Source organism: Nocardia amikacinitolerans NBRC 108937 (genome assembly GCF_001612615.1).
In the GTDB taxonomy this organism is placed as follows: domain Bacteria; phylum Actinomycetota; class Actinomycetes; order Mycobacteriales; family Mycobacteriaceae; genus Nocardia; species Nocardia amikacinitolerans.
Genome location: NZ_BDAU01000039.1, coordinates 1 through 24024, shown reverse-complemented (window position 1 = coordinate 24024; position 24024 = coordinate 1). Strand labels below are relative to the sequence as shown.

Annotated in this window: 20 protein-coding genes and 1 pseudogene; 10 read left to right on the top strand and 11 right to left on the bottom strand. The window is 69.2% G+C overall.

The annotated features are described in order from the left end of the window. Positions 1-934: alpha-E domain-containing protein (locus NAM01S_RS26800; RefSeq protein WP_169810906.1), on the top strand; the 934-nt coding region annotated here is incomplete at its 5' end. Continuing rightward, positions 931-1839, top strand: a complete 909-nt coding sequence (locus NAM01S_RS26795) for a transglutaminase family protein (RefSeq protein WP_067790363.1) — start codon at positions 931-933, stop codon at positions 1837-1839. The genes NAM01S_RS26800 and NAM01S_RS26795, both read left to right, overlap by 4 nt. Before the next feature lie 69 nt (positions 1840-1908). Here the strand turns inward: NAM01S_RS26795 and NAM01S_RS26790 are convergent, their stop codons facing one another. The 5 genes from NAM01S_RS26790 to NAM01S_RS26770 form a co-directional block, all read right to left on the bottom strand. After that, positions 1909-2619: a type 1 glutamine amidotransferase gene (locus NAM01S_RS26790; RefSeq protein WP_067790360.1), complete on the bottom strand. Its 711-nt coding sequence runs from the start codon at positions 2617-2619 to the stop codon at positions 1909-1911. Further along, positions 2612-3832, bottom strand: a complete 1221-nt coding sequence (locus NAM01S_RS26785; RefSeq protein ID WP_067790380.1) for a Mur ligase family protein — start codon at positions 3830-3832, stop codon at positions 2612-2614. The genes NAM01S_RS26790 and NAM01S_RS26785 overlap by 8 nt, the downstream gene beginning before the upstream one ends. Positions 3833-4085: 253 nt before the next feature. Continuing rightward, positions 4086-4718, bottom strand: coding sequence for a pyridoxamine 5'-phosphate oxidase family protein (locus NAM01S_RS26780; protein ID WP_067790357.1), 633 nt, complete (start codon positions 4716-4718; stop codon positions 4086-4088). A gap of 136 nt (positions 4719-4854) precedes the next feature. Further along, positions 4855-6570, bottom strand: coding sequence for a hydroxysqualene dehydroxylase (locus NAM01S_RS26775; protein WP_084483331.1), 1716 nt, complete (start codon positions 6568-6570; stop codon positions 4855-4857). 501 nt (positions 6571-7071) lie between these two features. Further along, the gene (locus NAM01S_RS26770) at positions 7072-8004 is read right to left on the bottom strand and encodes an EamA family transporter (protein ID WP_157107923.1); all 933 of its coding nucleotides are present in this window, start codon (positions 8002-8004) and stop codon (positions 7072-7074) included. Positions 8005-8127: 123 nt separating this feature from the next. Here NAM01S_RS26770 and NAM01S_RS26765 point away from each other — a divergent pair, with 123 nt between their 5' ends. Further along, complete coding sequence (locus NAM01S_RS26765) at positions 8128-9024, top strand: LysR family transcriptional regulator (protein WP_067790377.1); 897 nt, start codon at positions 8128-8130, stop codon at positions 9022-9024. A 1315-nt stretch (positions 9025-10339) separates the two neighbouring features. Here the strand turns inward: NAM01S_RS26765 and NAM01S_RS34360 are convergent. Further along, positions 10340-12127, bottom strand: coding sequence for a MinD/ParA family ATP-binding protein (locus NAM01S_RS34360; protein ID WP_157107922.1), 1788 nt, complete (start codon positions 12125-12127; stop codon positions 10340-10342). A gap of 176 nt (positions 12128-12303) precedes the next feature. On the opposite strand from NAM01S_RS34360, the gene NAM01S_RS26755 reads away from it, so the two are divergent. Further along, positions 12304-12660, top strand: a complete 357-nt coding sequence (locus NAM01S_RS26755; protein ID WP_067790349.1) for a hypothetical protein — start codon at positions 12304-12306, stop codon at positions 12658-12660. Between the two features lie 110 nt (positions 12661-12770). On the opposite strand, the gene leuA is transcribed toward NAM01S_RS26755, so the two are convergent. Further along, entirely contained in the window at positions 12771-14564 is a 1794-nt protein-coding gene (gene leuA, locus NAM01S_RS26750) for a 2-isopropylmalate synthase (RefSeq protein ID WP_067790346.1), read from the bottom strand. Between the two features lie 266 nt (positions 14565-14830). On the opposite strand from leuA, the gene NAM01S_RS26745 reads away from it, so the two are divergent. From NAM01S_RS26745 to NAM01S_RS26730, 4 genes and pseudogenes are all read left to right on the top strand, one after another. After that, positions 14831-15598, top strand: a complete 768-nt coding sequence (locus tag NAM01S_RS26745) for a sulfite exporter TauE/SafE family protein (RefSeq protein ID WP_067790343.1) — start codon at positions 14831-14833, stop codon at positions 15596-15598. Positions 15599-15685: 87 nt separating this feature from the next. Beyond that, positions 15686-17359 carry an alpha/beta hydrolase gene (locus NAM01S_RS26740; protein ID WP_067790374.1) on the top strand — a complete coding sequence of 558 codons (1674 nt, stop codon included), beginning with the start codon at positions 15686-15688 and terminating at the stop codon, positions 17357-17359. A gap of 106 nt (positions 17360-17465) precedes the next feature. Further along, positions 17466-19084: pseudogene (locus tag NAM01S_RS26735) on the top strand (GMC oxidoreductase). A gap of 21 nt (positions 19085-19105) precedes the next feature. Continuing rightward, positions 19106-20029, top strand: a complete 924-nt coding sequence (locus NAM01S_RS26730; protein WP_253799174.1) for an ion transporter — start codon at positions 19106-19108, stop codon at positions 20027-20029. A gap of 60 nt (positions 20030-20089) precedes the next feature. Here NAM01S_RS26730 and NAM01S_RS26725 read toward each other — a convergent pair whose 3' ends face one another. The 4 genes from NAM01S_RS26725 to NAM01S_RS26710 all read right to left on the bottom strand — a co-directional run bounded on the left by NAM01S_RS26725 (position 20090) and on the right by NAM01S_RS26710 (position 22963). Beyond that, complete coding sequence (locus tag NAM01S_RS26725) at positions 20090-21304, bottom strand: low temperature requirement protein A (protein ID WP_067790369.1); 1215 nt, start codon at positions 21302-21304, stop codon at positions 20090-20092. A gap of 130 nt (positions 21305-21434) precedes the next feature. Then, positions 21435-21956: an SRPBCC family protein gene (locus NAM01S_RS26720; protein ID WP_255284337.1), complete on the bottom strand. Its 522-nt coding sequence runs from the start codon at positions 21954-21956 to the stop codon at positions 21435-21437. Between the two features lie 190 nt (positions 21957-22146). After that, the gene (locus NAM01S_RS26715; protein ID WP_067790338.1) at positions 22147-22332 is read right to left on the bottom strand and encodes a DUF1918 domain-containing protein; all 186 of its coding nucleotides are present in this window, start codon (positions 22330-22332) and stop codon (positions 22147-22149) included. A gap of 58 nt (positions 22333-22390) precedes the next feature. Then, positions 22391-22963, bottom strand: a complete 573-nt coding sequence (locus tag NAM01S_RS26710; RefSeq protein ID WP_067790335.1) for a TetR/AcrR family transcriptional regulator — start codon at positions 22961-22963, stop codon at positions 22391-22393. A gap of 75 nt (positions 22964-23038) precedes the next feature. Between NAM01S_RS26710 and NAM01S_RS26705 the strand changes: the two genes are divergently transcribed. Next, entirely contained in the window at positions 23039-23605 is a 567-nt protein-coding gene (locus NAM01S_RS26705) for a dihydrofolate reductase family protein (protein ID WP_067790332.1), read from the top strand. A gap of 35 nt (positions 23606-23640) precedes the next feature. Then, positions 23641-24024: dihydrofolate reductase family protein (locus NAM01S_RS26700; protein WP_067790329.1), on the top strand; the 384-nt coding region annotated here is incomplete at its 3' end.

Genomic DNA, 24024 nt, shown 5'->3' with positions numbered 1-24024 from the left:
CGGCGGGGAGTCCCAAGCTCTCGGCGAGGGTCTGGGATTGGGTGGTGCGGAGTCCGAGTTGCGCGGTGCGGCAAGCGGATTCGAGGGTGAGAGTGTACCGGGGAGCAACGGTGGGGTGGCCGCGGTGGCGGGTGCGTCTCGCGAGGGGCACGACTATCTCGAGGCGTTGACCATCGATCGGGAGCTGCCCGGGTCGCTGGCCTACGCGATCGACCGGTACGGATCCTCGGCGCGAGCCGTGCGCGACCAGCTCTCGCACGACACCTGGATGATCCTCAGCTCGGTGGACCGGGCGTTGGCCGAGTACCGGGAGAGCGATGGCGACGAGACGGCGCTCTCGGCGGTGCATTCGCTGACGCTGGCCGCCCTGCTCTCGCTGTCCGGCATCGGCGCCGAGTCGCTGGTGCGCGACATCGGTTGGTGCGTCATGGATATCGGCAAGCGCATCGAGCGCGGGCTGGCCGTGACGGCGCTGCTCTCGGCGGCGCTGACCGAGACCTATCCGCCGGAGGCCGAGCGGGTGGTCACCGAGGCGGTGTTGCAAGCGGCCGAGTCGTCGGTGAGTTACCGTCGGCGCCACCGGGATTCGGTGCGGGTCTCGGCGGTCGCCGGGTTGCTGCTGTTCGACAGGGGCAATCCTCGTTCGCTGGCCTACCAGCTGGAACGGCTCGACGCGGATTTCGCCGCGCTGCCCGGCGCCTCGGGATCCTCACGGCCGCAACGGTTGCTGGCCGACGCGCAGCGCATGCTGCGTCGCGTCGATCCGGACGACCTGAACGTCACCGACGAGAACGGAAGGCGCACCGAGCTGGCCGAACTGCTCGACGGCGTGCACCTGCGGCTGCGCAAGGTGGCGGAATCCTTCGAGACGACGAAACTCTCGCTGCCGGTGGGCATTCAGCCGTTGTGGGGTAGCACGCGGGTGGTCGGATGATCGACGGCGCGACACGGCGGTACCGGGTAGCCCACCGCACCACCTACTCCTACTCCGAGGACGTGACCAGCTCCTACGGGCGCGCCTATCTGACCCCGCGCGAGTTCCCCGGTCAGCGGGTGCTCGCGCACGAGGTGAACATCGACCCGGCGCCGTCGGACCGGTCCATCGGCACCGATGTGTACGGCAACACCACGCACTACTTTCACGTCACGGCCGAACACCGCGAGCTGGTCGTCAGCGCGGAGTCGACGGTCGAGGTCGACCCACCCGCCGAGCCGACGGACGACCCGGCGCTGCTGCCGTGGGAGTCCGCCAGGCCCAGCCACGCGACCGGTCCGCTGGCCGTTGAGTTCACCCTCGACCTGCACCCGCCGGAGATCACCGAGGAGATCACCGCCTACGCGGCGCGCTCGCTCACACCGGGACGCCCGCTGCTCGCCGCGGTGACCGAGCTGACGACCCGCATCAACACCGACTTCACCTACTGGTCCGGCTCGACGACCGTCTCGACCAGAGTCTCCGACGTGTTCTACGCGCGCGCGGGCGTCTGCCAGGATTTCGCCAGAATCGCCGCGGCCTGCCTCCGATCGCACGGGCTCGCCGCGCGATACGTCTCCGGCTACCTCGCGACGGACCCGCCACCGGGCAAGGAGCGCATGGTCGGCGCCGACGCCACGCACGCCTGGGCGGCGGTGTGGGTCCCGGGCCAGAACTCGTCCGAACGCGCGGGCCGCTGGATCGGCTTCGACCCCACCAACGACCAGCTCGCGGACGAGCGCTACGTCGTCGCGGCGTGGGGCCGCGACTACGCGGATGTGCCGCCGCTGCGCGGCATCATCTACACCGAGGCCAAGGAGAGCTCGATCACGGTCTCGGTCGACGTCGCTCCGGTGGAGGAGTGAATCCGCGACGACTTCGGCTGCGGGAGAGTTGATCCACGACTCCGCGCGAGCAGGGCGTGGTGACAGCTCTCAGGCGCGGAGGCGTTCGCGGCGGAGCTGGTCGACCTCGGGAAGATTCAGCGGTTCGAGGGTGTCGACGCCGAGTGCCCGGATGAGCAGGAGGTCGGCGAGCTCGGGGTTGCGGGCGAGGGCAGGGCCGTGCATGTAGGTGCCGATGACCGAGCCCTGGACGACCCCCTCGAGTCCGTCGCCGACGCCGTTGCCGACGCCGCGGGTGACGCGCGCGAGGCCGGTCGCCTCCGGGCCGAGCTTCGTTCCGCCACGGTGGTTTTCGAATCCGGTGAGCGCAGCGGTGAGTCCGTCGAGCATGGGACTGGTCGTCACTTCGCCGATGGCGCGCTTGACCTGGGGCGAGGTGGTCACGTCGAGCAGACCGACGCCGTCGACACGCTCACCCGAGGAGGTCTCGTACCAGTTGCCGAGCACCTGAATCGCCGCGCAGATGGCAAGCACCGGAGCGCCTTTCGCGGCCGCCTCCTGCAGGCCGGGGTAGCGCTGCAGGTGCCGGGTGGCCAGCCGCTGCGCCGAGTCCTCCGCGCCGCCGAGGGTGTAGATGTCCAGCGAGTTCGGAACCGGTTCGGGCAGCGTGATTTCCACGATCTCGGCGTCGTAGCCGCGCATGCGCAGCCGCTGGCGCAGCACGAGCGCGTTGCCGCCGTCGCCGTAGGTGCCCATCACATCGGGCAGCACGAGGCCGATCCGTACCGTCGAGTCACCCATAATTCTCCAAGTCGCGGTTGAGGTCGCGGAACGCGGTGTAGTTGGCGAGCACCTCGACCTGCCCGGGCGGGCAGGAGGCGATGGCGCGCAAGGGATCCGGCACGGTGGTGTGCTCGACGCCCGCGTAAGTGAGGCGGACAGCGAGGTCGGTCGCGCGCTCGCCGGAGGCGACGACCTGCACGCCCTCGAAGTGCTCGAAGCGCACGTCCCACAGCCAGGAGAGGTCCTCGCCGTCGGGCACCTGCCCGTTCACCGCGATCACCAGTCCGGCCGCGGTCGGCTCGATCATCGAAAGGGCTTCCTGCCAGCCCGCCGGGTTCTTGGCGAGCAGCAGCCGCGCGGCGTGCTCGCCGACCTGCACGGTCCGGTAGCGGCCCGCGATCTCGCGCACCGTACCCGCTGCGACGACGGCCTTGGCCGTTTCGGCGCCCAGCGCGACCGCGGCGGCGACCGCCTGCGCGGCATTACCCCGGTTGGCCCGGCCGGGCAGCGCCAGCTCGAGCAGGTGGCGTTCCCCGTCGGGGCCGACGAGGTCGTTCCCTTCCAGGTGCCAATCGGGTTGCGGCCGTTGGAAATCCGTGCCGGTGCTGCGCCAGTGCTCGCCCTCCCAGATGATCGGCTCGCCGGAGCGCGGACAACTCGTCGCGTCCATCGCCCAGCCGCTGCCCGCGGCGACCCACACCACGTTCGGGTGGTCGTAGGCGATCGAGGTGACCAGTACGTCGTCGCAGTTGGCGATCACCACCGTGTCGGGGTGCTTGGCGAGTCCGGCGCGCAGCTTGCGCTCGATCATGTTGATCTCGCCGACCCGGTCCAGCTGGTCGCGGCTGAGGTTCAGCAGCACAACGGCCGCCGGGTTCAGCGAGTCGCTGACGTGCGGCAGATGCAGTTCGTCCACCTCGATGGCGGCCAGCGGCACACCCTGGTGCGTGCTCAGCGCGGCAACGATGCCCGCGTCCATATTGGCGCCGTCGGCCTGCGTGGCGACCTGACCGAGGGTGCTCAGCGCGGCGGTGGTCATCCGCGTCGTCGTCGACTTGCCGTTGGTGCCGGTGACCAGCACCGTCCGCCTGCCACGTCCGAGCTGGTCCATGATCGTCGGGTCGATCTTCAGCGCGATCAGGCCGCCGATCATCGAACCCTTGCCGCGTCCCGCCTTCTGCGAGGCCCACGACGCTGCCGCCGCGGCCCGCAGGGCGATCCGCCCACGCATCGATATCTTCGCCACGCCGAGAGTCTATGTGCGGGGTTCTTGGTGTGCCGCGACAGCGTGGGTCGGTGAGGTCGGGGTCACGGGGTTGCACCTGCGCGCCGGCAAGTTGCGGCGTAGGGGTGGTGGCCACACAGGCTTTGCACTCCTCACATAGGCGGTGGCTATGTGACGCGTGTACGGGGTGTGTGGGAGCAGTCGCTGCGTGGTGGTTGGGGATGGTGGGGTGGGCGCAAACGCGACTGTCGGGCGGAGGTCAGTCTCGGTACAGCTTTGCCGCGTAGTTTTCCGGCGAGTAGTACCGTTCCAGCTCGTCCACCGTCTCCTTCACATTCGGATCCACGTCCTTGACCAGGCAGGCGGTGCTGGGGAGGGTGTCGGCGGGCCACTGCTCCGGCTCCCACAGGTGGCTGCGGATGAACGCTTTGGCGCAGTGGAAGAAGATCTGTTCGACGGCGACCTCGACGGCGAGGATCGGGCGGTGGCCCTTGACCACCATGTCGTCGAAGTAGGCGGCGTCGCGGATCAGGCGGGCGCGGCCGTTGATGCGGAGGGTGTCGCGGCGGCCTGGGATGAAGAAGAGCAGGCCGACGTGGGGGTTGGCGAGGATGTTGAGGTAGCCGTCGGCCCTGCGGTTACCAGGGCGCTCGGGGATGGCGATGGTGCGGTCGTCGAGCACCTTCACGAAACCCGCAGGGTCGCCCTTGGGTGAGGCGTCGCAGTTGCCGTCGGCGTCGCTGGTGCTCATCACCAGGAACGGGGAGTTGGCGATCCACTCGCGGTCGCGCTGGTGCAGTGCGACGCGCTCTTTCGTCGCCGCGCGCGGCATCACCGCGCCGAGCAGCGCACGCAGGTCGGCGGTGTCGGTGATCTCTGTGGTCTCTCCCATACCTCGATTGAAGCACCCCCGCGGCCGTATCGGGGCAGGTGTACTTGTGCGGAGACGGCGTGCAGCGGGTCAGGTGTTTCCGGTTGTGAGGCATTGACTCAGAGAACCGCTTTTGGGCAGGTACACCCGCCCCCGCCTAGAACTGCACGTCGAATAGATTCGGCTGACCCGCCGCGTATCGGTCGGCGTCCATGCGCCGCAACGGTTCCAGTTCGGTCGCGCGGTACAGCGTGTACATGCGGCAGCGTGGCGCGTCCGAACCCGCGACGTCCAGCAGCGCGTTCACCGCGGCCCGTGCCGACTCGTTGGCGCCCTCCATGGTGGCGAGGTCGACGTTGGTGCGCACGTAATCTCCCGCGAGGAACAGGTTTTCGAGATCGCCGTGCGGGTCGGGGCGGTGCTCCCACGACCCGGCGGTGTTGATGAGCAGCGGGTCGGCGTTGGTATTGCGGCGCTGTTCGGACTGCCAGACGATCGCGGGATCGAGGAACCAGGAGTGCAGGTCGGCGTCGCGTAGTTCCTCGCCGCGATCGTTGAGGTGCGCCTGCATCTGCGCCCACACTTCGCGCGCGATCTCCTGGTGCGTGCATTCCTTGGCGGTCTTGCCGTACAGGATGCCGGGGGTGTTCCAGTCGGAGATGTCGACCGAGAGGCAATCCTGCACGGTGCCGTCGCCGAATTCCGCGAGCTTGCGCGTCCACAGCTGGTTCTGGCTGATCGAGGTCAGCGACCACGGCGCGTCGATGTAGGCGGTGTGGCCCCTGGAGATCTCGGCCGGTCTGCGCAGGTAGAACTGGATGCCGGTCATCCAGTCCACGAACAGCCGGTCCATCACGGCCAGCTCCGGGCGCACCTCGAGCACGTCGGGCGACCACAGCGCGCGGGCCTGTTCGGCGGCCAGCGCCACGACGAAGTAGTCGGCCTCGACCGTGCGGCTGCCGTTGCCGTCGACGATCCGGGCGCCGCTGATGCGCCGGTCCCGCACCTCCAGCCCGCGCACCTCCGCGCCGAGTGCGAACTCGACTCCGAGCTCACGCAGCCGTGCGGTCCACGGATCGATCCACGCCGCGTTGGTCGGGCCGTTCAGCACCCGGTCCAGCGCGCCGTCGTTGCCGACCTCGAACGGGTTGCCGAGGAACTGCTCGCCCATATTGCCGATGGTGCGCACGCTGGCGAGGTTGTCCTTGGCGGCGACCATGATGCTGGTGAGCGTGCGCGAGATCAGCGCGCGGAATTCGTGCGAACGGTGGTGCGCGCCGACGAAATCGCGCCAGGCCATGTGCTCCCACTGGCCGTAACGGCGGGCGTCGCAGCTGGTGTTGAACACGAGCAGCCGGTTGGCGAAGTAAAGTCCTTCCGCGGCGGGCATTTTCAGTGCCGTCGCGATGGCGGCGCCGACGGTCTCGCGGAAGTCCTCCGGCCGCGGATTCGGTCTGGCGCGGAAGCCGAGCGGTATCTGGAAGTCGTCGCCGTCGCGGCGGGACATGCGCGCCTCGGGCATCGCGATCAGGTTGTTCCAGACTCCTTCGGCGTTACCCGCGAACGGGATTCGCCGCATCGTGTCCGGAATGTGCTGGTAGAAGCCGGGAAAGAAACGGAAGCCGTGTTCGCCGGGGAGATCGGGACGTCCGCCGGACCCGCTGCCGGGCACCGGAATGCTGCGCGCCTTACCGCCGAGCGCCCGTCTCTCGTAGACGGTGACCTGGAATCCGCGTTCGGCCAGTTCGTGCGCCGCGGTGAGTCCCGCGACCCCGCCGCCGAGCACCGCCACCCGTCTGCCGCTGGGAGCCCCCGATGCGAGCCCCGGTCTCAGCGCACCGGCCGTGAAAGCCCCCGCCGACGAAACCCCCATTGCCACCGTGCCGCGAAGCATCGTTCTTCGCGAGACGGCCCACCGCTGTTCTGCCATGCGCGTCTCTGCTGCCTAGCTTTCGGGACCCTACCTTCACCGCCGCACCCACTGTAAAGCGCCTGCTCGGGGCCATCCCACCCGCCCCTGCCGCCGCCGGGTCGCGGCCGTATGGATCGGCCGCGGCGAGTACAGCGCCCCGAGAGTACCGCCGCCCTCGCGCGACGCGAGCTACTTCCCGAAACTCGCAATTCGCAAACTCGCACTCGGGAGGGGTTTCAACGCAGCCGACTTCGCCTGCCCGCTCCGTTCGGCTGCTGTCTCACCCACGGAACTCGTATTCGGTGGAATCTCAACGCACCGCTGGGTTCGGCGGCCGGATCCGATCCGCGGTCCTCGCGGCCCACGGAATCCGTACTCGGCGGATGCTCGGCGCAGCGCGGGTTCAGCTGCCGGATCCGATTTTTCGCGGTGCCGCGACCCGCGGAACCAGTGGGCGGACGATCAGCGCACCGCCGGTTCGGTGGCCCGATCCGATTCCTCGGTCTCGGCTACCCGCGTCGGCTTGCCCGCGGTGGTGGCGACGAACGCGCCGGTGATCACGATCAGGCCGCCGAGCAACTGCCACCCGGTCGGCGTCTCGTCGAGGAAAGCCCAGGCCGCGGCGATGCCGACGACCGGGACGAGCAGCGAGAGCGGCGCGACCGCGCCCGCCGGATAGCGACTCATCAGGTACGTCCACAACCCCGACCCCGCGACCGTGCCCAGCGCGACGATGTAGGCCAGGCCGAGCAGCGCGGGCCACCCGGTCGGCGCGGAGATGTCGGCCAGTGCGTGCCAACCGGTCGCCGGGCCTTCGGTGAGCGCGGAGAGGGCGAACAGCGGAAGCGGCGGAACCACCGTCATCCACAGGGTCAGGTGCAGCGGGTTGACCTCGCTCGAAGCCGCGGCCAGCCGAGAGCCGATATTGCCGAAGGCCCAGCCGAGCCCGCCCGCCAGCGTGAGCAGCAGCGGAAGCAGCGGCGCGACGTGCACGCGATCGGCGCCGATCACCACGATCCCGGCCACCGCGACGAACAACCCGCCCAGCTGGATCGGGCGCAGCCGCTCACCGAGCAGCAGCGCGCCGAGCACCACCGTGAACGGTGCAGAGGATTGCAACACCAGCGAGGCCAGCCCGGTCGGCATGCCCTCGCGCATCGCGGTGAACAGAAACGCGAATTGCAGCACGCCGAAACCCGTGCCGTACAACAAGAGCCAGCGCACCGGCACGTTCGGACGCGGAACGAACAGCAGCACCGGCACCGCGAGCACCGCGAAACGCAGGGCCGCGAAGAACAGCGGCGGGAAGTGGTCGAGGCCGACTCGGATGGCGATGAAGTTCAGGCCCCAGAGCAGGACGACGGTGAGGCCGAGCAGGCGGTCGCGGTTGGTCACGCTCACCATGGTCGAGCTCGAAAACCATCAGCACAATCGAATAAATCTGCACTGATAGTGTAGAAGCACTTCACTATCGACGAGAGGATGCGCCCGGTGCCGGTCGAGTCGCAGGGACCGCCGATGTCCGTGGATCGGCTGCGAGTCCTGCGCGAATTCGCCGACCGCGGAACCATTTCCGCCGTGGCCGACGCGTTGTCCATGACGCCGTCCGCGGTTTCCCAGCAGCTCAAGACGCTGGCCAAGGAGGCCGGTGTCGCGCTGCTGGAGCCCGACGGCCGCCGCATCCGGCTCACCGACGCTGGGCAGGCGCTTGTCGTCCGCGCCGACGAGGTGCTCGCCGCCATGGACCGGGCGGTCGCGGAGATGGCGCACTATCGCGGGTCGCCGAGGGGGCAGGTGCGGGTTGCGCTGTTCCCGTCGGGTGCGGCGCTGCTGCTCCCGCTGATTTTGCCCGCGCTGGCGGGCGGCGACGTCGACGTGGTCGCCCGCGACGAGGACGTGCCGCCGAGCGGAGTGCCGCGCCTGCTCGCCGACTACGACATCGTCCTGACCCACCGCGACGAGCGCTCCGGCTCGGTGGCCGGACCGCGCATCACCTCGCGGTTCCTCATGCGCGAACCCATCGACGTTGTCGTCGCCCCGACGCACCGGCTGGCCGGGCAGCGCTCGGTGACCCCCGCCGAACTCGCGGACGAGACCTGGCTCAGCGTGCGCGGCGGCTTCCCGGTCGACGACGTCCTCGAATCGATCGCAACGGTGACCGGAGTGCAGCCGCGAATAGCGCAGCGGCTCAACGATTTCCGCGTCATCGAAACGCTCGTCGCATCCGGCTACGGCGTCGCGCTGATGCCGCGCTTCGCCGTCGCCCACCCGGATCTCGCGGTGCTGCGACTCTCCGGCGTCCGCGCCGCCCGCAACTACGACCTGGTCACCCGTGCGCACGCGGAAAGACGGCCCGCCATCGCCACGGTCCTCGCCGCTTTCCGCTCCGCCGCTGACCAAGTCACCGCGGAGTAGCGGCTCGTCATCGCCCGGGTGCTGGCTGCCTTTCGCTGTGCCGCTGGTCCCGGCACTGGGGAGTGGCGGCTCGCGGTCGCGAGGTGTCTGCGGCGTTCCGGTCGGCCGCTGGCCCCGGCACTGGGGAGTAGCGGCTCGCGATCGCCAGGTGTCTGCGGCGTTCCGGTCGGCTGCGGGTCGGGGCGCAGGGAGGTGGCAGACGCGAAGTTGCCGCTCTGTCAGTGTGGTCCGCTCGCGGAGTAGTGGCCCGCCATCGCCCGGGTGCTGGCTGCCCTTCGCTCTGCCGCTGGCCCCGGCACTGCGGAGTAGCGGCTCGCGGTCGTCATGGTGCTGGCGGCCTTTCGCTCCGCCGCGGACCGAGTCACCGCGGGGTGGCGGCCGCGATCGCCAGGTGTCTGCGGCGTTGCGGTCCGCTGCGGGTCGGGGCGCAGGGAGGTGGCAGACGCGAAGTTGCCGCTCTGCCAGTGTGGTCCGCATGCGGAGTGGCGGCAGCGGCGCCCGCGGTCGTCTCGGCTTTCGCGGCGTCCTCCGACGGCGCGGCGCGTCACCGCGGAGTGCGGTCGCGAATGTTGTCGCCCGCCACAGTGCTCCCGGCGGAGCGTATGCCGCAGTGAACGAGCCCGCCATTGCCGGTGCATGTGGCGTTCGCGGCGGCGGATTGTCCACCGCGCAGTGGGTAGCCGCCGGGCGGAGTAGTGGCCCGCCATCGCCAGGGTGCTGGCTTCCCTTCGCGCCGCCGCAGACCGAGTCACTGCGGAGTAGCGGCCCGCGATCGCCAGGCGCCTGGCGTTCCGGCCGGCTGCCGACCGGGGCACACGGAAGTGGCAGACGCGAAATCGCCGCTCTGCCAGAGTGGTCCGCTTGCGGAGTGGCGGCCGCGGTCGGGTGCTGGTGGCCTTTCGCGCCGCTGCGGACCAGGTCACCGGCGGAGTAGCAGACGCGAAATCGGCGCCATGCCAGCATGCTCCGCATGCCGAGCGGCGACCCGCGGTCGTCTCGGCTTTCGCGGCGTCCTCCGACGGCGCGGCGCGTCACCGCGGCGTGCGGCCGCGAAGGTCGTCGCCCGCCACCGTGCTTCTGGCAGAGCGTATGCCGCGGTGAACTGCCCGCCATCGCCAGTGCATGCGGGGCGGATCGTCCGCCGCGCAGTGGGTAGCCGCCGGACCGAAGGCCGCTCGGCAGTCGACTTGCCGGGCGGCGAATTGTCCACCGCGCAGGGGGACAGCCGCCGGACCGAAGGCGGCTCGGCAGTCGAGTTGCCGGGCCGCGACTTTCGACTATCGCCGGTACCGGGCGAGCCCGTCGGTGGACCCGCCTAACGCAGACCCATCGGCCCCGGATGCTGGTACTGCTGCGCGCCGATGTAGCCGAAATCGTCGGCGACCATCGCGGCCAGTTCCAGCAGGGCCCGTCGGGTCGGCTTGCTGACCAGCTCCAGGTCGATCTCGGCGCCCTCGGCGAGGTGATCGTCGAAGGGCACCACCTGCACCGCGCGGGTGCGGTCGAGGAACAACTTGCGCAGCTGGTCCAGGTCGACGGTGGAGGCGCCGCGGCGCGAGGCGTTGACCACCACCACGGTGCGCTCGACGAGCTTGCCGTAGCCGTGGTGATCGAGCCAGTCCAGCGTGGCGGAGGCGCTGCGCGCGCCGTCGATCGCGGGCGAGGTGACCAGCACAAGCGAGCTGGCCATATCGAGCACGCCGGACATCGCCGAGTGCATCAGACCGGTGCCGCAGTCGGTGAGGATGATGTTGTAGAACGACTGCAGGATGCTGATCGCCTTGCGGTAGTCGGCCTCGCTGAACGCCTCGGAGACAGCCGGATCCTGTTCGGAGGCAAGCACTTCCAATCGGCTCGGGGCCTGCGAGGTGTGCGCGCGGACGTCCGAGTACCTGGAGATCTGCTGATCCTCCAGCAGGTTGCGCACAGTGGAGCGGGTCTGCCTCGGCACCCGGTGCGCCAGCGTGCCGAGGTCCGGGTTGGCGTCGATCGCGATGACCCGGTCGCCGCGCAGCGAGGCGAAGGTCGAGCCGAGGCCGACCGTGGTCGTCGTCTTGCCGACGCCGCCCTTGAGCGAGAGGATCGCGATCCGGTAGTCGCCGCGCACCGGCTGGTTCACCCGGTCGACGAGGTCGCGGTAGACGATGTCGGCCGCGGATTCGCCCGGGTTGATCATGCCGCCGGAGGCCTTGTGGACGGCGCGGCGCCACCCGCTGCGCGGCGCCCGGCGGGCCCGCTTCAGCAGGTTGAGGTCGTTGACCGAGTGGCCGGGCTGGCCGGGCTGCGGCACGTGCTGCGGCTGGAACGGCTGCTGCTGCGGGCCACCCCACTGCTGGCCGGGTCCGGTGAGTCCGGGCGGCGTCTGGCCGGGACCGGTGAGTCCGGGCGGCGTCTGCCCGGGACCGGTGAGCCCGGGCGGCGTCTGCCCGGGACCCGTCGGCCCGAGCGGTGTCTGACCAGGACCGGTCGGCCCGAGTGGCGGCTGGCCGATCGGCGCGGGCGGCTCCTGGTACATCGGCTGCGGCGGGGCCATCGGCTGAACCGGCGGAGGCGGCGGCGCCCAGCTGTAGATCGGACCGCTCGATTGATCCTGTGCCGCACCGGCTTCCGGCCCGCTCTCCTGCGGAACCCGGCGAACCAGACCGTCCGGTCCGATCTCCTGGCGGTACTCGCCGTAGGGCGCGCCGTGCTGGTCGGGACCGGGTGGCGGCGGAAGCTGTTCGGGGCCCGGCTGATACGGCCCGCCCTGGTAGGGGCCGGGCTGCTGCGCGAACGGACCGGTGCTGTACGGACCGTACGGCTCCGCGGCTCCGTTCGGCGCGAAGCCCTCGGCCGGACCGTAGCCGGGCGGGGCGACGGGCTGCGGATACACGCCGGTCGGATCGCCGGGTCCAACGGCGGGCGGATAACCGGTGAACTGTCCCGGTTCCGGCGCGGCATCGGCATGCGCCGGTTCACGACCACCCGGCGCGGCCTCCTGCCCCTCGGGGGCTTCGGCCGCTGCTACGGCGTCCTTTTCGGGCGCCTCGGCGGGTGTCTCGTTCGTCTCGTCCTGCGCCACATGCGATCCGGCGGGTTCGGCAGTGACTGCGGCCGTATCCACCGAATGACTCTGCAGCCAGGGCGGAGAGGTCGGATTGTGGTCGTTGTTTGTCACAGTTCCCCCATCTGCTCGGGATTCGAGCAGAGAGCTCGGCGCTTGAGTGCAACCAACGCTAGCAGGTGAGCAAACCTCCGCGCAGGCTGTGTCCTGCCGCGCAGCACCCATAGCCTGGCGCGATGATCTTCGAGGCGCCGATGCTACTGCGCTGTGACGGCAAACCTTTCGCCACGATCGTCCGCTACGGCTACGAGACGCCGTGGGCCACCGGCGAGCTGCGCGCTCACGATCCGGTCGAGTTCGAGAGGTTCGATCGCGCGGGTGCGCTGCAGCGGTGGTCGCGCGAACAGGCCGAGCTGCTGACGGACGACGAATACGACGCGGGATACGCGCGCGAGCAGGCGCGACTCGGCCTGTCGGATGCCGATGTGCGACAGTGCGAATCGGCGGTGTGGACGATCGTCACCGCGGACGGGACTGAGCACCAGACGTATTCGCTGGACTTCGTCGACGGCTGGATCCAGTGGCGCTGGTGAGGCTCGGCGGCGACGAGCCGACAGCGGTGACGACGTCGAAGGCGCGGCCGACCGCGCGGCACGCGCTGGTGACGTGGCCGGGGCCCGAAACCCCGACCACGCCGAACGCGTCAGCTGGCGCGGTTGATCGCGGAGACGACCGCGCGCAGCGAAGCGGTGGTGATCGAGGTGGCGATGCCGACGCCCCAGACCACCTTGTCGCCGATGGCGCACTCCACGTAGGCGGCGGCCTGCGCGTCGTCACCCGCCGACATGGCGTGCTCGGAGTAGTCCAGCACCCGCACGTCGTAACCGACGGTCGCGATGGCGTCGACGAACGCGGCCAGCGGCCCGTTGCCGTTGCCGGTGACCTCCTGCTCGACGCCGTCCACCTTCACCACGGCGGTGATGGAGTCCACCCCGCCGTCGGTCTCGGACGCGGTGACCCGCTGGCGGATCCGCTCCAGTGGCCGGATCGGGGCCAGGTACTCCTCGTGGAAGACGTCCCACATCTCCTTCGGCGTGACCTCGCCGCCCTCGCCGTCGGTGATCCGCTGGATCGCCTGGGAGAACTCGATCTGCAGGCGGCGCGGCAGCACCAGGCCGTGATCGGTCTTCATGATGTAGGCGACGCCGCCCTTGCCGGACTGCGAGTTGACCCGGATGACCGCCTCGTAGGTGCGGCCCACGTCCTTCGGGTCGATGGGCAGGTACGGCACCTCCCAGGTGATATCGGAGACGTCGGCGTCCAGCGCGTCGGCCGCGGCCTTCATCGCGTCCAGGCCCTTGTTGATGGCGTCCTGGTGGCTGCCGGAGAACGCGGTGTAGACCAGGTCGCCGCCGTACGGGTGCCGCTCGTGCACCGGCAGCTGGTTGCAGTACTCGACGGTGCGGCGGATCTCGTCGATGTCGGAGAAGTTGATCTGCGGGTCGACGCCGCGGGAGAACATGTTCATGCCCAGCGTCACCAGGCAGACGTTGCCGGTGCGCTCACCGTTGCCGAACAGGCAGCCCTCGATGCGGTCGGCGCCCGCCTGGTAGCCCAGCTCGGCCGCGGCGACCGCGGTGCCCCGGTCGTTGTGCGGGTGCAGGGACAGCACGATCGAGTCGCGGCGGGCCAGGTTGCGGCTCATCCACTCGATGGAGTCGGCGTAGACGTTCGGCGTCGCCATCTCGACGGTGGCGGGCAGGTTGATGATCAGCGGCTTGTCGGGGGTCGGCGCGATGATCTCGGAGACCGCGTCGCACACCTCGCGCGCGTACTCCAGCTCGGTGCCGGTGTAGGACTCCGGGCTGTACTCGTAGCGCCAGTTGGTGTCGGGGTAGCGCTGCTCGACCTCCAGGCACAGCTTGGCGGCGTCGGTGGCGATCTTCTTGACCGCGTCGCGCTCGGCGCGGAAGACCACTCGCCGCTGCAGGATGGAGGTGGAGTTGTAGAAGTGCACGATGACGTTGCTCGCGCCCGCGCAGGCCTCGAAGGTGCGTTCGATCAGCTCGGGGCGGCACTGCGTCAGCACCTGGATGGTGACGTCGTCCGGGATGGCGCCGTCCTCGATGATCTCGCGGACGAAGTCGAAGTCGGTCTGGCTGGCCGACGGGAAGCCGACCTCGATCTCCTTGTAGCCCATCCGCACCAGCAGGTCGAACATGCGGCGCTTACGCGCGGGGCTCATCGGGTCGATCAGTGCCTGGTTGCCGTCGCGCAAATCCACGGCGCACCAGCCGGGGGCGCGGTCGATGATCTTGTCCGGCCAAGTGCGGTCGGGCAGCGTGATCGGCTCGACCTCCTCGGCGAACGGCCGATACCGGAATGTCGGCATCGAGGAGTTCTTCTGCTTGTTCCATCCTGGTTGGTCGGCGGGCGCGGCCTTGCTGGGAGCGGTGATCGTGCGCGAGCCGGAAACGTAGGCGTCAGCAGGGGACATGCGATTTCTCCATGGTGTGGGGGTTTCCCGATTATTGGGCGACCGGCAGGCGAAACCCCGCGACGGGAGCCGGTCCGATCAGACCCCGTCGCGGCGGCCGAGAAGAAGTGCCCGCTGCATGATTCTGACGAGTTTAGCGTGTCGCGGCGCGGCGCTGGAAGCCCGGTCCGATTGCGCGTGGTATGCGGGGCTGCCGATAGCGTGCCGGGAGAACTGAACGCTTGTACGGGCCGCGGGTCCGACGGGACGTCGAAGGAACGTATCGGATGACTTGGCTCGAACTACTCGCCGTCTTCGGGGCGGGCATCGCCGCGGGCGGCATCAACACCATCGTGGGCTCCGGCACCCTGATCACCTTCCCGGTGCTGCTCGGCTTCGGGCTGCCGCCGGTCACCGCGAACGTGTCGAACACCATCGGCCTGGTCCCCGGCTCGATCAGCGGCGTCATCGGCTATCGGCGCGAGCTCGCCGGTCAACGTTCCCGTCTGCTCCAGCTCGGCACGGCCTCGCTGCTCGGCGGCATCACCGGCGCGGTGCTGCTGCTCGTGCTGCCCGCCGCGGCGTTCAAGGCGATCGTGCCCGCGCTGATCATCGTGGCGCTGATCCTGGTGGTGGTGCAGCCGCGGCTCTCGGCCTGGGTGAAGCGGCGGCGCGAGAACGGCGCGGGGACCGTGCCTGAGCACGGCGGACCGATCCTGCTCGCGGCGGTGTACGGCACCGGCATCTACGGCGGCTACTTCGGCGCGGCGCAGGGCGTGCTGCTGATCGGCCTGCTCGGCATCTTCGTGCACGACGAGCTGCAGCGGCTCAACGCCGTGAAGAACGTGCTCGCGCTCATCGTCAACGCGGTCTCGGCGGTCATCTTCATCGTGGTCGCCGAGGTGGACTGGCAGGCCGTGGCGATGATCGCGATCGGCTCGATCATCGGCGGCCAGCTCGGCGCCCACTACGGCAGGCGGATGCCGCCGAACGTGCTGCGCGCCGTCATCGTGGTGGTGGGTAGCATCGCGGTGGTCCGGCTGCTGATGTCATGAGAAGGCATGGACCCGAGGCGATCTCAGGGTCGAATTCGTCACTAAGGATGACGACGCGCGCGGTGGCCGGGGCACAGGATGGTCACTGTGCGTAGGTGGAAGTTCGTGCTGATCGTGGTCGCGGCGGCGGCGCCCGTGCTGACCGCGTGTACCCCGGTTCAGCAGGCGTCGGCCGTCTCGGGGCTGGTCCGGCAGGCCGACGCGGCGCCGACGCCGCGACTCGACTGGCGGCCATGCGCCGATGCCGATCTCGGCGGCCTCGAGTGCGCGACCGCCGCGGTACCGCTGAACTACGCCGAGCCCGAGGGCAAGACCATCGAGCTCGCGGTGGTGCGGCAGCTCGCCACCGATCCCGAGCGCCGCATCGGCACACTGTTCACGGCCGCGGGCGGGCCCGGCGGCTCCGGTATCGACTGGGCGCGGCAGGGCGAACTGGCCGAGGGGGAGACCCGCGAGCGTTTCGACGTGGTGACCTTCGACCAGCGCGGGATCGGCCGCAGCGCCCCGGTGCGCTGTTTCGCCGACGACGAGCAACGGCGCCGGTTCTGGGACGCCACGCTGCTGCCGCCCGCGAACGCCGAGCAGGAGCGCGCCGCCGAGCAGGCGGCGCGCACGCTCGCGGAGGGGTGCGCGAAGCACAGCGGCGAATTGCTCGGGCACCTCACCACGGTCGACGCGGCCAGGGACATGGACCTGCTGCGGCGCGCGGTCGGCGAGGAGAAGCTGACGTACGCGGGCGGGTCCTACGCCAGCTACCTCGGGCAGGTGTACGGCGCGCTGTTCGGCGAACGGGTGCGCGCACTCCAGCTGTCCTCGATGCTCGACCCGAGGGGCTACACCGACGACGTCCGCGCCTACGTCATCGATACCGCCGCGGGCACCGCGGAGATCCACGCGGAGTTCCTGCGGCTGTGCGCCGAGGAGGGAAAGGCCAAGTGCGCCTTCGCCGGTGGCTCCGAGCGGTCCGACCTGACCGGTCCCGCCGCACCGCCGGAGCGGGCCGAGAAGGCCGGTAGCGCCGGGTCCGAGCGCGTCGAGACCACCACCCCCACTCCCGCCGACAGCGGGGCGGATCGGTTGCGCGCCAGGGACAACGCCCTGCTCGAGCGGCTGCGCCAGGCCCCGATCACGGTCGGCGCCGGCGAGCACGCGGTGCCGGTGCGCTACAGCGAGGTCGTGCAGGCGCACGCGCTGATGCTCTACGACCCGGAGCGCGGCTGGCCCGCGCTCGCCGAGCTGCTCATCGAACTGGAACGCGGCCCGGCGGGCGATCCGGCGAAGGTGCGCGAGATCCTGGCGGCGGCCGTGCCGGACTACGACTTCCTCGACGCCTTCACCGCGATCACCTGCGCCGACCAGAGCGCGGGCTGGCGGTCCGTCGACTGGCCCGCTCTCTCCCACGAGATCGCTTCCGCCGAACCGATTTTCGGCCGGTTCTGGCTCGGCATGCACCAGCCGTGCGCGACGTGGCCCGCACCGGAGGGCGGCTACCCGCAGCGCTACACCGGCCCGTGGACGCTCGGCTCCGACAAACCCGCGCTGCTGCTGAACAACCGCTTCGACCCGGTGACGCCGGTGACCTTCGCCAAGCGCGCGCAGCAGGAACTGGTCAATGCCAGGCTCGTCGTGGTCGCCGATGGCTACGGCCACGAACCGGACGGCGAGTGCGTGCGACAGCTGCGCGAGCGCTACCTGGTCGACCTGCGACTGCCCGCGCCCGGCGCCACCTGCGCCGCCGATGGGCGGCCGTTCGCGTCCTGAACCACGCCGTCCCGCGGTGGGACCGTGACGTTTCACAGTGGATGGCCTACTCCCGGTCAGGCGCGCTATTCTGCGCTCGGCCATGCGTGATGAGGGAGGTGGCCTGGTGCACAGACGCGCCTTTTTCAAGGCGGCGGGTTTGGCAGCGCTTTTCGGCGCTGTTGGTTCGACGCTCGACTCGCGGCCTGCCGCGGCCGACCCGGTCTGGCACACGATGTTCCAGAACTGGGTGCCGGAAATCTTTGCGCCACTTCCCGATCCGCCCGAGCATTCGCCCGCGATCGTCATCGGCTCCGGTTTCGGCGCGGCCGTCACCGCGCTGCGGCTCGCCGAGGCGGGCGTCGCCAACACCGTGCTGGAGCGCGGATCGCGCTGGCCGAACGACCCGTGGCGGGAGATCTTCACCGGCGACGACCTACCCGACGGCCGCGGCTTCTGGCACCGCACCGATTTCACCGGCGTCACCAAGGTTCCGATGCATTTCGCCAAGTTCGGCGGCGTGCTCGACTGCACCGAATACCCGGGCATCGATGTGTGGCGGGCGGCGGCGGTCGGCGGCGGCTCGGTGATCTTCTCGGGCGCGATGATCGCGCCGGAGCGCCGCTTCTTCGACGAGGTCTTCCGCGGTTCGGTGGCCTACGACGAACTCGAGCGCGTCTACTACCCGCGGGTGCGCCAAATGTTGCGGCTGGACCCGATTCCGGCCGACATCTACGCCTCGGCCCCGTTCGCGCACTCCCGCGCCTGGGACGACCAGGTGCGCAAGGCCGGATACCACCCGCTACCCAACGATTCGATCTTCACCTGGGACATCCTGCGCGGCGAGCTGGCCGGCACCACCCGGCCGTCGGCCACCGTTGCGCGCAGCAATCTGGGCAACTCGAACGGCGCGAAGTTCGACCTCAACCAGAACTACCTGCGCTACGCCCAGCAGACCGGCAGGTCGGCGGTGTTCCCCGGCCATCAGGTCGATGCCATCGGCAAGGAGTCCGGCGGTCGCTACACGGTGAGCGTCAGCAAGCTCGCGCCGACCGGCGAGGTGCTCGGCACCCGCACGCTCACCTGCGACCGGCTCTTCCTCGGCGCGGGTTCGATCGGCACCTCCGAACTGCTCGTCCGCGCAAGGGCCACCGGGGCGCTACCGGATCTCAACGAGCACATCGGCGAAGGCTGGGGCACCAACGGCGACGTGGTGCTCGCGCGCGGCGCCAGCTCGGTGGCCGGACACGGCCAGGGTGTGCCGAGCGCAAGCCGCATCCTCGACGAATCGACCGTGCCGGTCACCCTGGAGAACTGGTACATCCCCGGCATCCCGTTCGAGACGGGCGCGCTCGCCTCGCTCGGTATGGTGCTCGACCCGACGCGCACCCGCTTCGGCTACGACCGGGCCAGCGACTCGGTGGGGCTGTCCTGGTCGACGCGCAATCGTGACGAGGTGTCGCCGCCGCCAGGGCCGTCGACCGCCGCATCGCCGAACGTGCCGACGCCCTCGTCGAATACGGCGCGCTCGGCTACGACGCGAACGCGCTGTTCACCGCGCACCCGCTGGGCGGCGCGGTGCTCGGCCTTGCCACCGACGGTCACGGCCGGGTGCACGGGTATCCGGGTCTGTACGTGATGGACGGCGCGGCCATGCCGGGCAGCTCGGGCGCGGTGAACCCCTCGCTGACCATCACCGCGTTGGCCGAGCGCAACATCGAGGAGATCATCCGCTCCGGTCGCTGAGCCGAGGATTCGCCGGGAACCATGTCCGGTCGGCCGTTCGGCGGCGGCGGGCCGATTACGCTCGGCGGGGACGTCGGCGTCGAAGGGATTCTTTCCGTGACCGTCCCCACCACAACACCGGACTTCGCGCAGGCACCGTACGCGAACGAGTACCCGCGTAAACCGCCCGCGCTGTGGACCGATTTCGTGATGCTCGCGCTCGCGGTGGTCTCGGTGGCGCTGGTCGTGTGGATCACCTTCTTCCCGGTGTCCGACCGCACCTATCGCACCATCGTGATCGTCGACTACGCGATCTGCGCGGTGTTCGCCGTGGAGTTCCTGTGGCGCTGGCGAAGGGCGGGCTGGCCGTGGACGTTCCCGTTCGTCTACTGGTACGAGGTCATCGGCATGATCCCGGTGGCGAACCCGTTGTTCCGCGGTTTCCGGCTGCTGCGTCTCGTGGTGATCGTGGTGCGGCTTGCCCGGGTCGCCGACCGTGTCTTCGGCGACCGGGTGACCGCCGCGGTGATCAACCGGTTCGTCACCACCATCGTCGACGTGATCAAGCGCCCCATGACCATCGCGGTCCTCGACGAAGTGGCACATGTGCTACGCACCGGGCACTACACCCGCAACATCGCCGCCGCGCTGGAAGAGAACCGCGCGGAGATGGACGAGATGATCCTGGAGTTGATCAAGAAGGATCCGCAGGCCGGAAAGGTCCGCTACATCCCTTTCCACGACGACATCATCCGCCTGATCGCCGACACCAGCTTCCGCATCGTGTTCCAGGTCCTCGCCGACCCCCGCACCGACGAACTGGTCTCCGACATGATCAGAGAGAACGTCGAACAAATCCGCCAAGCGGTCCGCGACGGCGTCCGCGTCGAACCCTCCGCCTACGGCCCAACCCACCACGAGCGCTCCATCCGCTACCTGCTGGCCAACCAAAAGCCTTCCCCCTGACCGAAGGTGACCGCGACGGTCCCGGACAGGGTGAAGGTGGCATTCGGTCGATGCGGACGGTCACCCGGCGTGCGCGCCGTGCCGGATCTCGTCGCGCGGGCGGGCGTAGCGGACGGTTTCCCAGAGGATCAGGCCGATGAGTACCGCGCACAGGATGGCCAGCGAGGCCAGCGCGGGCAGCGCGCACGCCAAGGGGGTGAGGGCGAGCAGCAGGACGGCGGTGACCACGCGCGGAACGGTGATCTCGCGGGTCGCGTAGTGCTTGAAGCCGACCAGCGCGAGCAGGTAGATCACCACGCCGCCGTACAGCGCGAACAGCGGGATGCCGTAGAGCGCGTCGCTCAGCGTGTGCTCCGAGGTGTCGCCGACGTAGTAGAGCACCTTCTTCAGCCCGAGCGAGAGGGCGATGATGCCGACGACCATCGGAAAGTGCCAGTACGTATAGCAATTGCGGGCGATCTTGATCTGGCGTTCGCCCTCGGCGCGCTTCAGCTCGTGTTCCACCGAGAGCGCGGCGACGTCGAAGTAGGCCCACCACAGCAGGCCGGAGACCGCGAGGCCGAGCATCGACGCGAGCGCGATCGGCCAGGAGATCGGCAGTCCGGCGACGCCGATGCCGATCGAGACGATCGATTCGCCGAGCGCGACGATGATGATCAGCCCGTGCCGCTCGGCGAAGTGGGTGGCCGAGTTGAGGCGCCAGTCCTCGCCGGCGAGCATCGTCCACAGCATGTCGCCGACGATCGCCGCGATCCACAGTCCGATCTGCACCGCGCCGTCGGTCAGCGCGGCGATCACCAGCAGCGTGGTGCCGATGGTGATCGAGCCGAGTCCCCAGCGCACCACCTGTCCGCGCAGCTGCGCGTCACCGGCGCTGGCCAGCCAGAAGACCCACAGGTGCACCAGGCGAACCAGCAGGTAGGCGATCGCGAAGACCAGCGGGCCGAACCAGCCGCCGTCCATGTCGTCGAAGGCCTCCGGGATGGTCAGCGCCGCGAGGAACGCACCGCCCATCGCGAAGAACATCGCCACCCGGGTGATGCCCTCGTCGGCGCGGACCACGTTGCCGATCCACGCGTAGGCGATCCACACCCACCACATGACCGCGAGCACCAGCAGGGCGCGCAGCATGTTCTCGGCGCTGGTGTCGCCGGCCGCCAGTGCGGCCACCATGGTGAACGCGAAAACCAGGACGAGGTCGAAGAACAGTTCGAGCTGGGTCACCGAGGCGCCTTCGGCCATCGGTTGGACCCGAGCCCGTTTTGTACCGATCATGGTGCCCATCGTCGCACCCGCACGTGTTCGGCGCGGCCCGGAAACAAAGCGCGGGCGTGGGTTTCGCTCAGGGCGTCATCCGTGGTGTCTAATTATGCGCGCTCGCTATGTCGCGAATTATGCGCACTCGCTATACGGAATGAAAACTCTCGGATTCCGGGTAGCTTTCCGCGAATTCGATGAAGTTCTGCACCACCGTTTCATTCCAGCGTTGCACGGTGCGTTTCATCAGCAGTCCGGGCAGTGGCAGGCGGGAATGCAACTCGGAGTGGTACCAGACGTCGGTGCCTTCCGCGCCCCCGGAGACCTCGAACCAGCCGCCGCCGCCGATGCCGCGCGAGCTGTCCACGACCTGCCAGGACGAGCGGTTCTCTGTCCATTCGTATTCCAGCACCTGCAAATCGGAGCTGCCGAGCACGTCGGCGGTGACGTAAACGCGGTGCGGCCTGCCGTATTCGTCGCGAGTGGCCACGCGCGCGTCCTGATACATCGACCATTCCGGGAGCATTTCGATCGCCGCCAAAGCGTCGAGAACGTGAGCCGGACTTGCCTCGACGGTGAAGCGGATATCGGTTTTCGTGCGCATGCCTGTACCTCCGCCCCCCGGTGGATCAACTCGCCGATTCTGCACAGCGCTCTTCCCATCCGTCAACAACGAGGTCTATGGTGCGCGGTGCTACTGGCGAGTAGATATCTGCGGGGGCCGGAACGACTTTCGCGTCGGCCGTGCCAGCGGGTATTCGGACGCTCTTCGCGGTGGTCGGGTCGGCGACCCGCCGGGAATCGGCGGGCCTGTTCGTCCTTTTCGAGGGGCGGCGCGGTTCAGGCGCCTTGACGCGCGATCACTCGGGATGTTCGATCGTCGCGTCCGGTCCCGGATACACCAGGGATTCGTGTCCGTCCGTGAAGCGAACCACGTAGGGCGGTCCGCCGTCCGATCCGCGGACCTCGATGATCTCGCCTTGGCGATCACCTTGCCCCACCACGTGGCCGTGCACGTGCAGCCGGTCTCCAACGTTCGCCATCATCGGTCCATTATCCGATGGGCGTGACGCGTGTCACAAGGTTCCGGCGAATTCGGGCGCGTCAGTCGCGGACGAGTCGTTCGACCGCCGTCTCGATCAAATGCATGCTCTGTTCCTCGGAGAAGATGTCGGGCAGCGTCATGCGGTCCACGATCAGCCAGTTCAGCGCGAGATAGAGCAGGCGGACGGCGTCGGCGTCGCCGGGCTGGCCCGATTCCAGGTGGGTGTGCACGTTGAAGTCGAGGTCCTCGCGCACCCGTTCGGTGAGCACCGCGCGCAGTTCGGGTCGCCGGGTGGCCTCCAGACGCAGTTCCAGCATGGCGAGGTAGCCGGTGCGGAACGCCTCGATGCGCGCGACGATGTCTTTCATCAGCTCGGTGATGTTGGCTCGGGTGCGCGGACCATCGGTCACCTTGGCTATGGTCTCGTCGCTCGGTTGCAGCCGCTCGTAGAAACGGCTGCCCACCTGGGTCAGCAGATCGTCGCGGTTGGCGAAGTAGTTCGACGCCGTGCCCGCCGGGACCCCGGCCCGTTTGTCCACCGCGCGGAAGGTGAGGCCGCGCGCGCCCTCGTCCGCGAGCACCTCGATCGCCGCGTCGATGAGCGCCTGCCGCCGTTCCGGGTTCGTCCGCATATTGACACCACTCCGTCTGTAGTACTACAGTTCAAATCACTACAGACAGAGTACAACACGACGGGTGGTCTTCGAATGCGAAAGCTTGTGTATTACGTCGGCGTGTCCCTCGACGGCTACATCGCGGGTCCCGGCGGCGAGTTCGACTTCTATCCGCTCGCCGACGACATGTCCGCCTGGGTGAACGCGCACTATCCGGAGCCGATGCCCACCCAAATCCGACCGCTGGTGGGGATGCCGGTGGACACGCCGAACAAGAACTGGGACACGGTTCTGATGGGGCGCGCCACCTACGAAGCCGGTGAGGTGACCAGCCCATTTACGCACCTGAAGCAGTACGTCATCTCCAACACGTTCGATCCGAGCAGCGACCCGGCCGTCGAAGTGGTGGCGGGCGACGCGGTCGACCTGGTGCGGAAGCTGAAGCAGGCGGACGGCCTCGACATCTGGCTCTGCGGTGGCGGCAACCTCGCGGCCCACCTGGCCTACGAGATCGACGAACTGATCATCAAGAGCTACCCGGTCGTCGCGGGCAGCGGCATCCCGGCCTTCGCCGGCGCCTTCACCCCGGCACTGTTCACCCCGACCCGGCGGATGGAATTCAGCAACAACGCCCAGGTGACCTGGTACAGCCGCGCCTGAAGCCGACCGAACCCTCCCAAGAAAGCAGGATCCCCATGCGAAAGCTCGTCTACTTCGTCGGCATGTCCCTCGACGGCTACATCGCCGGTCCGGACGGCGGCATCGAATTCTTCCCCTTGCCGCGGGACTTCACCGAATGGCTCGGCGCCGAGTACCCGGAGACCCTTCCGACGCATGCGCGTCCGCACTTCGGTGTCGCGGCCGACGCGCCGTGCAAGAACTTCGACACTCTGGTGATGGGTCGCGGCACCTACGAACCCGCCTTGCGGGTCGGCATCACCAGTCCCTACTCGCACATGCGGCAGTACGTCGTGTCCGGCACTCTCGGCCGGATCGATGACCCCGCGGTCGAGATGGTCGACGGCGATCCGGTCGATCTGGTGCGCCGGTTGAAGCAGGAGGACGGCATGGACATCTGG